Raw genomic sequence first — 12,910 nt, forward strand, 5'->3', positions numbered from 1 at the left:
GATTTCCATTCTCATTCTCATTACAAACGGAGAAACATCCGCGGCGGGAGCGGCATCGTTGCGTCACCCCCTGCCCGGAGTGCCGACGGGGAGCCGTGATCCGGCGGGCGATAGGAACGGTAGGGGGTCGGCATGCGGCCGCCGGCTTGCGGCCGGCAAGTCGCGCCGGCAAGTCGCGCCGGCAGCTCAGCGCGTGAGCTGGAAGGGCGAGACGGTCGGGGCCGGGCGCGGTGCGCGGGCGGCGTCGATCACGCTCTGGCGCGGGTCGATGGCGACCGCCGGGGCGCCGGTCGGCCCCGGTTTGATGTTCGCGCCGGCCTGCGCGGCGGTGGCGCTGAAGGCGCGTTCGGCGACGAACTGCCAGTCCGCATAGCTTTCCATGCCTTCGAATTCGGCCCATTCGGGCGGGAAGCGGCCGCGCTTGAGCGGCGCGTCGCGCGACTGGCTGAACACGCCGACGATGCCGCCGTCCGTGCCGCGGATCAGCCCCCAGTCGGTGCTGCGCGTGATCGGGTCGGCGTACAGGCGGCGCAGGTAGTGGCGCGGTGTCGGGCTGCGCTGGTCGGTGACCAGCTCCTCCAGGCGCTGCGGAAAGCGCTTCACCTCCGGCGAATTCTCGTAGTACAGGCGCAGCGCGCGCGCGTACTGCGAGCCGACCCACAGCAGCTCGCGTTCACGGGCGCGCAGGCTGGACGTGGACCACAGCTGCGCGGTACCCACCAGCGCCAGCGTCATCAGCACGACCAGCACCAGCACGCCGATGTAGGTGAAGCCACGCTCGCGCTCGTGTGCGTCCGGCGGCATGGTTACCACTCCGCGTAAGGCGTCCCGTCGCGCGCGTTGCCCTCGGCGCCGCTGCGCACGTCGCCCACCGCGCCGCTCGCGCCGCCCTGCGGCGGCACGATCACCCAGCTGTCGTTGCGCTGCGTGATCGGGTCGGTCGGGACGCTGCGCAGGTAGCGCTTGTCCACGAGCGCCTGCAGCGACTCGGGATAGGCGCCGGTGTCGCCGTAATGGTGGTCCACGGCGTCGCGCATCACCGCGAGGGTCTGGCGCAGCGCGGTGTCCTCGGACTTCTCCAGGCTGCCGAAGTAGCGCGGCGCGGCGATCGCGAGCAGGGTCGCGATGATCGACAGCACGACCAGCAGTTCGATCAGCGTGAAGCCGGCGCGTGATTGGTGCGGGGTATCCATCGCGGTCCTCACCACTGGCGGTAGGGCACGCCGTTCATCCCCTCGCCGCTCGCGAGCGAGAAGACGTCGAAGACGTCGGCGCCGGCGCGCGGGTTGTCGGGCGGGCTGTCGTAGGCGCGCAGGCCCCAGGTATCCTCGGGCGGCAGCTCGGGGGCGGCGAAGGGGTCACGCGGGATGCTGCGCAGGAAGTAGATGCGCCTGCCTTCGGCGTTACGCACGTCGCGCACGCCGTCGGCCAACACGCGCAGCGTCGGCGGATAGCCGCTGGCATCGGCGAGCTTGTCGATCTGGCCGGAGTCGGCCGCGAGCTTGTAGGCGTCGATGGCGTCGCGGATGCGGTACAGCGCGCTCTTCAGCTCCTGCTCCTTGCCGCGGCGCACGACGGTCTCGGTGAGCGGCGCGGCGATGCTGGCGAGCAGCGCGACGATCGCCACCGTGATGACGACCTCGACGAGGGAGAAGCCGCGTGCGCGCCGCATCGTCCGTCCTCAGGGCCTCGCGCCGAGCGCGAGCGCCGCGGGCAGCGGGATGGACACCGGGCGGTTGCCCTCGCCGAAGGCCGACACGCTGGTCACCTTGAGTTCGGCCGGGGCGGCGCTGCCGGGCAGCGCGACCACGCGCAGGCGCATCAGCGCGCCGTCCCCGCGCGCGCCCTGCGGCGCCGAGCGCGACAACGCCACGAACATGCGTCCGGTCTTGTCGTCGATGCGCGGCGCGAAGGAGGTGATCGCGCCGTCGGCATTCATGACGTCGCCCTCGGTCACGGCGACGACGCGCAGCGCGGCCGGGTCGTAGGCAAACTGCACGGTCGCGGTGCTGAGCGGCTGGGTGACGTTGGCGCGCAGGATCACGTCGGTCTCCTCGCCGGGCTTCAGGCCGGCGGGCGCGGTCCACGACAGCGTCGCGGCGGCGGGCGAGGCGGCCGCAGTGGCCACGGCGGGCACGTCGCTGCCGGCGCTGGCGGGCGGCGCGAGCGCGGCCACCGCCGCGGGCGCGGGTACGGGGGCGATCGCGTCGCGCGTCATGGCGTTCGCGGGCGCCGGCGCGCCCCCAACGGCCGGGGCAGTCGTGGTCATGCGCAGCAGGGGTTCGGTGCGCGCCTTCAGCACCGCCTCGGTGCCCGACGGGTACTCGATGTCGTAGGGGTTCATGTAGGGCATGTTGCGCACGATGCGCGGGGTGATCGACAGTACCAGCTCGGACTTGCCGATGGTGTCCTTGTTGCTGCCGAACAGCCGGCCGAGACCGGGGATGTCGCCGAGGCCGGGGATGCGGTTGCCGGAGACGTCGTGGTCGTTGCGCATCAGGCCCGCGAGGATCTGCGTCTCGCCGTCCTTGAGGCGCAGCGAGGTGGCGGCGTTGCGGGTGTCGACCTGCACGGGGATGGTGCCGTTCTTGGTCGGCGTCTGCGCGGTGGCCTTGCTGACCTCGAGGCCGATCTTGATCAGCACCTCGTCGTTGAGATGCACGGTCGGCTCGACTTCGAGCTTGAGGCCGACCTCGAGGTACTGGATGCTCTCGGTGATCACCGGGCCCTGCGTCGAAGGCGTGGAGGTGGCGCTCACCACCGGCACGCGCTGGCCGATGTGGATGCGCGCCTTCTCCTTGTTGCTGACGCGGATCACCGGATTCGCCAGGGTGTTCACGTCGCTGTCGTTGGCGTTGATGCGCAGCTCCGGCGAGGGGCCGATGGTGATGCGGTCGCGGTCGATGCCGCGGTACTGGCTGAGCGTTCCCGGCGGGCCGCCGAGGTCCGGGCGCAGGATGCCGAAGGTGCTGGGCCACTGCAGGCCGAGGTCGAGGATGCGCTGGCGCGACACTTCCATGACCTCGACTTCGAGCACCACCTCGGGCTCGGGCAGGCCCTGCGCGGTCAGCAGCTTCTCGGCGAGGCGGATGGCGTCGGGCGTGTCGCGCATCGTCAGCGTGTTGAGGCGCTCGTCGATGAACACGTCCTTGGTCTTGAGCAGGGTCTTGACCATGTTCATCGCGGTCTTGGCGTCGGTGTTGGCGAGGTGGAAGGTGCGGATCGTCAGGTCGAGGTAGTCGCGCTGCTTCTGCGGCGTGTCGGGGTAGATCATCACGGTGTTGTCGCTGATGATCTTCTGCTGCAGCTGGTTCTGCAGCAACAGCAGCTCGACCGCCTGCTCGACCGGCACCTGGCGCACGAACAGCGTCGCCTTGAGGTCGGGCTTGACGTCCTTGTCGAACAGGAAGTTGATGCCGGCGTTGCGCGACAGCACCTCGAAGATCTGCTTGAGGTTGCCGTCGCGGAATTCCAGCGTCACCGGCGCGGACATCTTCGAGCGCAGCTGCGGGTAGGGCGTGACGTTGCTCGCGCGCATGTCCTCGATCTCGCGCTTGAGCGCGAGCGCGGCGTCGTTGCGCGGGTCGAGCGCGAGCACCGGGCGCACGAGACGGTCGGCGCCGTCGGGGTCGCCGCGGCGCAGCGCGGCCTGGGCCTGGCGCACCGTCTCGCCGGCGTTGCGCAGCTGGTCGAGCTGGCGCAGGGCCTCGCGTGCGCGTTCGTTGGCGGGGTCGAGCGCGAGCACGCGCTCGAAGCCGCGCGTGGCGGCGTTGTGGTCGCGCATCAGGCGCGCGCGCTCGGCGGTGGCCAGCAGCGCGGCGATCACTCGCGCGCGCTGCGTCGTCTGCGTCATGTTCGTCGCGGCATCGCGCGGCTGTTCGCGCACGGCCTGGTCGAGCTTGGCGAGGCCTTCCTCGTAGCGCCCCTCGTCGATCAGCCGCGAGCCTTCGCGCTGCAGCGCATCGGTGGCGCAGCCCGCAAGCAGGGACGCCAGCAGCAGGATCGCAACGCGGGGCGCGGCACGGCGGAGCATCGTCTCCAGCATCATGGTTTGCTTCCCACTGGCAGGGTCTGGGTGATGTTCAATGGAAGGTAGACGAACGTCATGGTGGTGTCGGTGATGCTTTTCACTTTGTAGCTGCCGTCCAGCACGTCGCCTTCGATAACGGTGTAGGGGCGCTCGCCGCGCACGAGGAAGACGCGCACGCTGTGGCCGTCGGCGAGCTTGCCGAGATATTCGTAGGGGATGGGAGGCGCGGTAGGTGCGGGCGGCGGCGGCGGAGGGGGTGCCGGCGGGGGCGGCGGCGGAGGCGGCGGCGGCACGTACCAGCTGTGCGCGGTGAAGAGTTCCGGCGCGGGGCGCGGGGCCGCATCGGCCGGCGCTGGCGGCGCAGCCTGGGCGGCCGGTGCGGCATCGGGCGCGGAGGGCGCGGCCGCCTCGCCGTGCACGGGCGCGGACGGCGTGCCCGCCGGTGCCGCCGCGGAGCGCAGCTCGGCGAGCTGGCCGCTCAACGCGACCGGCGCGGGAGCGGGAGCGGACGCCGCCGGGCGCGGACGGGCCGCCGGCTGCACCGGCTCCGCCACGGGACTGTCGAAGAATTCGGGCGCGATCGCCAGCACAGCGGCCGCGCCGAGGAACACCACCCAGAAGAGCCCGCGCCGCTTCGCCATCAGCGCCTCGACAGGTACAGCGTCATGCGGATGCGCCCTTCGAGCTCGGTGTCGGACACCGCCTTGCGCTCCACGTCCAGGTCTTCCACGCTCAGGCCCGGCACCTTCGCGATCGCGGTGTCGATGAAGCGGCGCAGCTGCGCGTAGCTGCCGCGCACCGGCAGCAGGATCTGGTAGCGCGCCATGTTCGCGCCCTGCTCCACCGCGAGCGCGTACTCGCCGCGCGCGAGCGAGATCTTCTCCGCGTCGGCCGCCGCGTACAGGCCGTCGATCGCGCTCGTCGCGGCAGGCTGGGCGGGCAGGCCGGCATAGAAGTCGTCGAGCTGGCGCGCAGGCGGTTGCGTGACCTGCACTTCGCCGCGCAGCACCGCCGCGGCCTGCGCCTGGGCGCGCAGCATGTGCTGTTCGGCGCGTTCGCGCGACTCGATGCCGGGCATCACCACCAGCACCGCCCAGCCCGCCGCGGCGGCAAGCAGCACGGCGCCGCCGAGGCCGGGCAGGCCGAGGCGGCGCACCGCTTCGTGGAACGTCAGCTTATGGATGCGCATGGTCCGTCACCCAGCTCGCGACGAGGCTGAAGCGCACCGGCCGGCCCTGCACCTGCTCGACGAACTCGTGATTGACGAGCGACACGTCGCGCAGCACGGCGGTGTCCTCCAGCTTGCGGTGGTAGGCGAGCATCGCGCCGAGGTCGCGCGCCTCGGCGGTGATGCGCAGCTGGCGCTTGCGCGCGTCGGGGGTCAGCGACAGCAGCGCGACGTCGTCGCTGGCGAGCGACTCCAGCGTCGAGAACAGGTCCTGCCAGGGCCGGTTGTCGATGCGCGCCTGCACGCGCTGCATGTCCGCCAGCGCGGTGTCGCGGCCATCGCGCCCCTTTGTGCCGGCGCCCGGCGGGTGTTGGTCGAGCAGGGCCTCGGGCAGGCCGGCGACGATGTCGCGCACGGTGGTCTCCAGCGCGGCGGCCTCGGCCTCGATCTCGACGCTGGTCCACATCGTCGTGGCGATGAGGGCGATGCCCGCGACGAACAGCACCCAGCCGCCGGCGCGGGGCCGCGGCGCGCGGCGGAAGTCGAGTTCGAGGCGCTTCATCAGGCCGCCGCCAGCGCCATGTCCTGCCACGCATCGGCACCGCCCAGCGCCAGCGCCTGCGGCGCGATGCCTTCGACGGCGGGCCAGGCGACCGCCGTGCGGCCCGCGGCGTGCACATATACCGCCGGCACCGGCCCCGCTGCCGGATCGCCGACGCCGTTGAGCTCGCATTCGCGTTCGAGCAGCGCCGCGACGGCGCGCTCGCTGTCGGCGCTGGCGTTGGAGCGCACCGACAGCCACTGCCCGGCGCGCGCGAGCAGGATGCTGCAGCGGCCCGGCTCGGCGACGGCGAACACGAAGTTGTCGCGGGCGAGGCGCGGCTGCAGGCGGTTGTAGGCGGCCATCAGGTGCGGCTGTACCGACGCGAGGCGCATCCCGGCGCCCTGCGCGACGGTCTGCAGGCGGTCCAGCAGCGCCTGTTCGATCGCCACGGCGACGCGCGGACGCCCCGCCGCCTCGGGCGAGATGCGCAGCGCCCAGCCGGCCGCGATCGGCCCGTAGATGTCCTCGAAGCCGATGCGGGTGAAGGTCTCCAGTTCGGCGGGCGAGCCGATCGCGTCGCTCCACGGCACCAGGAGGAAGTGCGCGAAATGGCTGGACAGCACCACCGTCAGCCCGCCGCGGCGCGCGCCGCCCTCGCGCATCAGCCCCTGCAGCGCGTCGGCGGCGCCGTTCCAGCCGCCCTCGCAGTCGCTGGCGCCGCAGGGCGCGGGGCCCCCCCGCCCCGCGCGCAGCAGCGTCGCCCGCGCCGGGGCGAGAACGGCGACGAAATCGTCACGCGACAAAAGTGACACGGTTGATCTCCTCGAGCGTGGTCTGGCCGGTGCGCACGAGATCGAGTGCGGATTCGCGCAGCAGGCGCAGGCCGCGCTTCTTCGCGAGTTCCTTGAGTTCGGCGATCGGCTTGCGGTCGATGATGGTCTGGCGCAGCTCGTCGTCGAGCAGCAGCACCTCGGCGATCGCGGTGCGGCCGCGGTAGCCGCTGCCGCGGCAGCGCCCGCAGCCGGGGCTGTGCACGAAGCGCCAGCCGTGCGTCTGCGCGGGGTCGATGCCGGAGGCGAGGAGCTCGTCGTCGCGCGGACGCAGCTCGACCGCACAGTGCGGACAGGCGAGCCGGATCAGGCGCTGCGCGAGCACGCCGTTGAGCGCCGACACGAAGCTGTACGGGTCGACCTCCATCTGCGTGAAGCGGCCGATGACGTCGAACACGTTGTTGGCGTGGATGGTCGTGAACACGAGGTGGCCGGTGAGCGCGGACTGCACCGCGATCTGCGCCGTGTCGGGGTCGCGGATCTCGCCGACCATGATCTTGTCCGGGTCGTGGCGCAGGATGGAGCGCAGGCCGCGCGAGAAGGTCAGCCCCTTCTTCTCGTTCACCGGGATCTGCAGCACGCCGGGGAGCTGGTATTCGACCGGGTCCTCGATGGTGATGATCTTGTCCACGCCGCGGTTGATCTCGGTGAGCATCGCGTACAGCGTGGTGGTCTTGCCGCTGCCGGTGGGGCCGGTGACCAGCACCATGCCGTAGGGCTCGCCCGCGAGGCGGCGCAGCGTCTTCATGACGTCGGCCTCGAAGCCGAGCGAGTCGAGGCGCACGCCGTGCACCTGGTCGGCGAGATCCTGCTTGTCGAGCACGCGCAGCACGGCGTCCTCGCCGAAGATGCTGGGGATGATGGAGACGCGGAAGTCGATCTGGCGCCCCTTGATCGACACCTTGAAGCGGCCGTCCTGCGGCACGCGCTTCTCGGCGATGTCGAGCTCGGCCATCACCTTCACGCGCGAGATCATCTGCTCCGCGACCTCGGCGCCCTGCACGCGGCTGGCGGTGTTGAGCACGCCGTCGACGCGGTACTTGATCACCATGCCGCTGCCGGTGACGCTCAGGTGGATGTCGCTGGCCTTGGCCTTGAGGGCGTCGTAGAGCGTGGAATTGACCAGCTTGACGACGACGCTGGAATCCTCGCTGATGCGCGTGAGCGAGAGCGTCTCGACGTCCTCGACGATCTCCGCCTCCTCGTGCGCCTCGGCGAGCGAGTCGATGGCGTGGAAGTCCTCTTCGTGGCGCGCGAGGTAGGCGGAAAGATCCGCCGGGTGCGCGAGATACAGCTCGGCGCCGGCGAGGCGCTCGTCGATCCAGGCGAGGCGCGCGCCGTCGAAGGGGTCGGAGAGCACGCCGACGAGGCCGCCGCCCGCTTCCGGCGGACGCTTCACGAGCACGAACTCGTGCTTGATCGCCTCCGCGAGCGGCACTTTGGCGAAGTCCGGGGTGCTGGCGAACAGCTGCTCGCTGCCCAGCACCGGGAAATGCAGGGTGACCGCCAGGCGGCGCACGAATTCGCGCGGCTCGAGTCCGGCCAGCTCCTCCAGTTCGTCGATGGCGCGGCGGCCGTGCGTCGCGGCACGCTCGCGCGCCGTCCGCAACAGTGCGGCATCGAGCCGCCCGACCACGCCGCTGCCGTCGTCCGGCACGACCATCTCGGGGATGACATGCATGTCCATCGCATCGATCTCCTGCGGATTGCGTCCGACCCGGCCCGCAATTTCTTCAGTTCTTATCGCTGCACGGCGCGTCCTGCCTGTCTCTTTCGCGCCCTGCCGCGCCTCTCTGTTGTCATTGTTCGCCTTCGCCTTCACCTTCGCCGAGCGGCCGACAACTGTCGGCGTGCCGCCGGTCGGCGAACAGCCAGGTCCCGTCGTACAGCCGCATCGGAAAGCGGTTGCTCGGATGCTGGCGCCGGTCCGCATGCGTCAACCCGTGCGCCCCGTACTGCTCCCCCCCGCCCGCAACCCGCGTCGGCACCCACGGGCCGAGGCTGCACACCACTTTCGACAGCTCGGCGAGCGGAAAGGGCTTGAACAGGATGTGCTCGATACCCCGCCGCACCGCCTCGTCATACACCTCGTTGCGCGGCTGCCCCGTCATCAGCACGGCGTTGGCGGTCGCCCCGCGCATGCGGATCGCGTCCAGCACCTGGAAGCCGGACATGTCGGGAAGGCGGTAGTCGAGCACCAGCACGTCGGGCACGAAGCCGTCCAGCGCCCTGATCGCGCTCGCGCCGTCGGACGCCACGCGGGCATCGCAGCTGGCCCGTTGCAGGTAGGCCTGCAGGTTCTCCGCGAGGATGTCCTCGTCTTCGACGATCAATACTTTCCGGCTGGCTGACATGGCCGTCTCCGCTTTCGCACCGCCCAGTCCACGATGCCGGGTGTGGCGTTGACGGTACTTCAGCATGCTTCGTGCCACCTTCCCCATCCCGCGCAACAGGCCGGTTTTGCGTGAATCCGGCGCGCCGGCCTTCCTGTTCCGCCCCCCGAAAGTGGGGAAAAGCCACCCGCCGCCCGGGCCACTCCCCCCAGCGTGGGGCAAGTGACCCGGCCCCGTTCAGAATTTCTGCAGCACATCCACTTTCGCCGCGCTGCGCAGCTTCTGCAGCGCGCTGTGCCCAGCCTCGGCACGCCGGCTCACGACGAGGTACTCGCGCACCTGCCGCTTCGCCTCGGCCTCGGGCATGCCCGCCGGCGCCGGCTCCTGTTCCAGCGTGCGCCTGACGTCCTCGTCGCTGACCTCGGGCATGCCGGCGAGGTCCTGCAGGGCGCGGCTCGCCGCCAGCTCGTGGCGCAGGTATTCGGCGTAGGTGGCGTCGCTGAACCCGGCGTCGCGCACGCGGCGCTCGTAGGCATCGGGGGTCGCAAAACCCGCCTCGATGCCCTTGCGCGCCTGCTCCACGGCAGCGTCATCGACCTTCACGCCGCGCCGCTGCGACTCCTGCCACAGCAGCTCCTTGTCGATCAGCTGATCGAGCGCTTCGCGCTTGAGGCGCTTGAACACTTCGGGATTGCGGATCGCCGCGACGTTGCGCGCCTGGAGCTTGAGGTAGTCCTCGAAATGGCGTTCGAGGCGGAATACGGAGATCTCCGCGCCGTTCACGCGCGCGGCGACGCCGACCTCCTGCGCGGCGGCCGACGTCGGCAACGCGAGGGTGCAGACCAGGCACAGGGCCGCCGCCCCGAGCCGCAGACCGCGCAGCGCGTGGCGCGCGGTCCCTCCTCTCCTCTCCTGCGCCGTGGCGGCGCGCTTGCCCTGTACCTGGTCTGTCCTCACACCTTGTTCCTCCTAACGATAGCCCATGCCCTCACTCCTGCACGGTGTCGAGGCGCACGTAGCGGCCGGTGGGGCGGAACACGCGCTTCTGCGCATCCACGCCGACAATGTGGGCGCCGGGCGCGCCGATGCGCTGCCCCGGGCCGAAACCGATGGCGGGCGTCACGCCCGTCTGGAAGCCGTGCATGTTCTCCAGCGCGGTGACGAACTTGTCGCGGCTGGCGTCGCGCCCGGCGCGCTTGAAGCCTTCCACCATCACCAGCGCCGCGGCATAGGCACCGACCTGGAAGGCGGGGTGGCGATCGCCCGCGCCGCTGCGTTCGCGCACCGCGCGTAGCGCGCCCGCCCCCTGCGGGCTCCAGTCCTGCGGCAGCGTCGGATAGGCGATGAACACGCGCTCGGCCTGCGCCGCGGGCAGCTGCAGCGCGGACGGGCCGACCTGGTTGGCGGCCGCGAACATCCACGGCGGTGCCTTCTGCAGCGGCGCCTGCGCGGCGAGCGCGCCGAAGTCGGCGTCGCGGCCGATGAAGAACACCGCCTGCGCCCCCTGCCCGGCCACTGCCGTACCCACGCCGGCCGCGTCGAACGCGCCGGGCACGTAGGCATAAGCGCGCACCTGCGACCAGCCGCGGCGCGCAAGGCGCTCGGCGAGTGCGCTGGCGATGGCGCCACTGCGGGCTTCGTCCGGATGCACGATCGCGGCGGGCGGATTCGTCAGCTTGAGCGCCGTGGCGGCGTATTCGCCGAGCGCGCCGAGCTGCTCGCCAAGACCGGGCAGGGGGTCGAACACGAAACGGCCGCCGCTGCCCGCGAGATGGGCGAGCGGACCAACCACGGGCATGCGCGCGAAATCGGCGATTTCGCCCAACCGCCCCTCCAGCGCCGGCACCAGCGGCGCGACGACGGCAAACACCTGCTCCTCCTCCATGAGGCGGCGCAGCGCGACTTCGGCGCCCGCCGCATCCGGGCCGGGGTCGGCGACCACCAGCTCGATGCGCCGGCCATGCACGCCGCCGCCGGCATTCACGGCATCGAAGGTGCCGCGCAGGATCGCCGTGACGGTCTTGCCGAGTTCGGCCAGCGGCCCGGTAGCCGGTTGCAGCGTGCCGACGCGCACGCTGTCCGCGAGCAGGCCCGGATCGCCATCGTCCTCGAGGCGCTTCAGGTAGGCCGTCAGGTCGTCGACGTCGCGCGCCGACATCACGAAGCGCGGCATCGCCGGGTCGAGCCGGTTGCCGCCCGCGTCGACCCCGGTGGAAATGGCCCGCGCGAAGCTCGCGGCGTCGTAGGCCGGCCGTTCGCGCCCGTTTTCGAGCCGCTGGCCGTAAGAGAGGGCAAGCCGCCGCCAGGTGATGTCGGGCGGGCGCACGCCCCCCTCGCGCCGCCCGCGGCCATCAGCGCCGTGGCAGTTGGCACACGGCACCACCGTTGCCGGTATTGCCGTGTCCGCGCCACCGACGCGGGCCGCTATGCTGCTGCCGGAGGCGCTGCGGCCCTCGAGGAAGATCTGCTTTCCGGCCTTTTCGGAAGCAGTCAGCTCGATTGCGGCCACAGGCCCCGCGACGCATACCAGCGCGGCCATCACACCCGACCACCGTAACAGGCGGCGGCTTGCCATGATCGTCACCGTCCCATGCTCACCTTGGCCACGGGCTCGGTGAGCACCTTCAGCCGTTCGGCGATCGCCGGCGGCGGTGCGTCGGGACGGATCTTGTTCCAGCGCTTGGTCGCGACGTCGCCAGCGATCAGCAGCGTGGAATGTTCCTCGGCGCTGCTGCCGAGCTGGCCGAGGCGGCTCAGCACGAAGTCGACCCTGGCCTTGTCGCCGGTGAGGAAGATCCAGTTCGGGTTGTCGGCCTCGTTCTTCGCCGCGAAGGCCTTCAGCGAAGCCGGCGTGTCGTTCAGCGGATCGCTGCTGATCGAGATGAAATGCACCTTGCGCGCGGCCTCCTCGCCCAGCGCGTCGCGCACCTCCTTGAGCTTGCGCGTGATCAGCGGGCAGGCGTCCTTGCAGTTCGTATAGACGACGTTGAGCATCACGACGCGGTCCTTCAGCACGTCGCTGTAGAACTGCACCTTGCGCCCGTTCTGGTCGACCAGCTCGGTGTCGGTGAAGTAGGCGCGCGCGTCGTGCGTGCCGCCGCCGGTGGCCGGCGGCGTGACGACCTGCGCGGCCGGTTGCGCGGAGGCCGCCGCCGGGGCGGCGCCGTGCTCGGCATGCTTGTCGCCGTGCGCGAAGGCACCGGGCGCGGCGGCCAGCCCGAGGGCCGCGAGGGATGCGAGAAGAAGGGTGCGGCGTGCTGCGTTCATGCTCTTACTCCCGGGTTGCGGCACGCGCCGCGATGAGCGATTCGACCTGTGCGACCAGCATCGCGGGGTCCGCGAAGCCGTAGAAGCGCGTCCATTTGCCGCTGCGGCCGTCGCCGACCATCATCACGACGGGGTGATCCTCGAAGTTCGGCGTCCACGTGCCCAGGCCCTTGAGCGTGTCGTTGACCGCGGTGGTGCTGCCGGTGAGCCACGACCACCCCGCGCCCGCCCCGCGGGAACGCGCGTAGTCGCGCAGGCGGGCGGGGGTGTCGCGGACCGGATCGACGGTGAGCGAGACCAGCGCGACCTCGCGCCCCACGCGCCCGCCGAGCTTCTGCTGCACCTCGCCCATGATCGCGGAGACCACCGGGCACACCGTCGTACAGCTGGTATAGACGAAATCCATCACCACGATGCGATCGCCGATCACGTCGGCCTTGAGGCTGCGTTCGCGGCTGTTCTGGTCGAGCAGCTTCACGTCGGCGAAGCGCACCACGACGTCCTCGGGCAGCTTCACGTCGTCGTTGGCGTGGCTGGCGTGATTCGCATGATTCGCATGGCCGCCCGCATGACCGGCGTGGGCATCGGCCGCGGCGAGCTGCGTGGGCTGCGGCTTCATCGCGTGTTCGGAATGCGCCCGCGCCAGCCCCGGAGCTATCATGCTCGCGGCCACCGTCACCGCCAGCGCGATCAGGCTGGCGCGCATGATCCGGGTCCTGCGATCGCGCTTCGTGTTCC

Annotated in this window: 14 protein-coding genes; all 14 read right to left on the minus strand. The window is 71.2% G+C overall.

All coding sequences use genetic code 11. The annotated features are described in order from the left end of the window. Positions 1–186: 186 nt before the first annotated feature. The 14 genes from BW991_RS21260 to BW991_RS21325 all read right to left on the minus strand — a co-directional run bounded on the left by BW991_RS21260 (position 187) and on the right by BW991_RS21325 (position 12,878). Positions 187–804: a type II secretory pathway, pseudopilin PulG gene (locus tag BW991_RS21260; RefSeq protein ID WP_076604119.1), complete on the minus strand. Its 618-nt coding sequence runs from the start codon at positions 802–804 to the stop codon at positions 187–189. 2 nt (positions 805–806) lie between these two features. Continuing rightward, entirely contained in the window at positions 807–1,193 is a 387-nt protein-coding gene (locus tag BW991_RS21265; RefSeq protein WP_076604120.1) for a type II secretion system protein, read from the minus strand. Between the two features lie 8 nt (positions 1,194–1,201). Further along, positions 1,202–1,672, minus strand: a complete 471-nt coding sequence (locus BW991_RS21270) for a type IV pilin protein (RefSeq protein WP_076604121.1) — start codon at positions 1,670–1,672, stop codon at positions 1,202–1,204. A 9-nt stretch (positions 1,673–1,681) separates the two neighbouring features. After that, positions 1,682–4,048, minus strand: a complete 2,367-nt coding sequence (locus BW991_RS23540) for a secretin and TonB N-terminal domain-containing protein (protein WP_139335977.1) — start codon at positions 4,046–4,048, stop codon at positions 1,682–1,684. Next, positions 4,045–4,671, minus strand: a complete 627-nt coding sequence (locus tag BW991_RS21280; RefSeq protein ID WP_076604122.1) for a secretion system X translation initiation factor — start codon at positions 4,669–4,671, stop codon at positions 4,045–4,047. The genes BW991_RS23540 and BW991_RS21280 overlap by 4 nt, the downstream gene beginning before the upstream one ends. Next, positions 4,671–5,219 (minus strand): GspMb/PilO family protein, encoded by a 549-nt coding sequence (locus BW991_RS21285; RefSeq protein WP_076604123.1) that lies wholly within the window; start codon positions 5,217–5,219, stop codon positions 4,671–4,673. Before BW991_RS21285 ends, BW991_RS21280 begins: the two co-directional genes overlap by 1 nt. Continuing rightward, on the minus strand, positions 5,206–5,760 hold the full coding sequence (locus tag BW991_RS21290; RefSeq protein ID WP_076604124.1) for a PilN domain-containing protein: 555 nt from the start codon (positions 5,758–5,760) through the stop codon (positions 5,206–5,208). The genes BW991_RS21285 and BW991_RS21290 overlap by 14 nt, the downstream gene beginning before the upstream one ends. Then, on the minus strand, positions 5,760–6,554 hold the full coding sequence (locus BW991_RS21295; RefSeq protein WP_076604125.1) for a hypothetical protein: 795 nt from the start codon (positions 6,552–6,554) through the stop codon (positions 5,760–5,762). The genes BW991_RS21290 and BW991_RS21295 overlap by 1 nt, the downstream gene beginning before the upstream one ends. After that, positions 6,535–8,259 carry a GspE/PulE family protein gene (locus tag BW991_RS21300; protein WP_076604126.1) on the minus strand — a complete coding sequence of 575 codons (1,725 nt, stop codon included), beginning with the start codon at positions 8,257–8,259 and terminating at the stop codon, positions 6,535–6,537. The genes BW991_RS21295 and BW991_RS21300 overlap by 20 nt, the downstream gene beginning before the upstream one ends. 112 nt (positions 8,260–8,371) lie before the next feature. Continuing rightward, positions 8,372–8,926 (minus strand): response regulator, encoded by a 555-nt coding sequence (locus BW991_RS21305; protein ID WP_076604127.1) that lies wholly within the window; start codon positions 8,924–8,926, stop codon positions 8,372–8,374. A 216-nt stretch (positions 8,927–9,142) separates the two neighbouring features. Next, a complete protein-coding gene (locus tag BW991_RS21310) occupies positions 9,143–9,862 on the minus strand; it encodes a SurA N-terminal domain-containing protein (RefSeq protein ID WP_170879149.1) in 720 nt (239 codons plus the stop codon). 31 nt (positions 9,863–9,893) lie between these two features. Next, positions 9,894–11,480: an ABC transporter substrate-binding protein gene (locus tag BW991_RS21315; RefSeq protein WP_244551777.1), complete on the minus strand. Its 1,587-nt coding sequence runs from the start codon at positions 11,478–11,480 to the stop codon at positions 9,894–9,896. A 5-nt stretch (positions 11,481–11,485) separates the two neighbouring features. Next, a complete protein-coding gene (locus BW991_RS21320; protein ID WP_076604129.1) occupies positions 11,486–12,172 on the minus strand; it encodes an SCO family protein in 687 nt (228 codons plus the stop codon). Positions 12,173–12,176: 4 nt separating this feature from the next. Continuing rightward, entirely contained in the window at positions 12,177–12,878 is a 702-nt protein-coding gene (locus BW991_RS21325) for an SCO family protein (RefSeq protein ID WP_244551778.1), read from the minus strand. Positions 12,879–12,910: the final 32 nt, after the last annotated feature.

Origin of the sequence: Aromatoleum tolulyticum, from assembly GCF_900156155.1 — a bacterium.
Taxonomy (GTDB): Bacteria; Pseudomonadota; Gammaproteobacteria; order Burkholderiales; family Rhodocyclaceae; genus Aromatoleum; species Aromatoleum tolulyticum.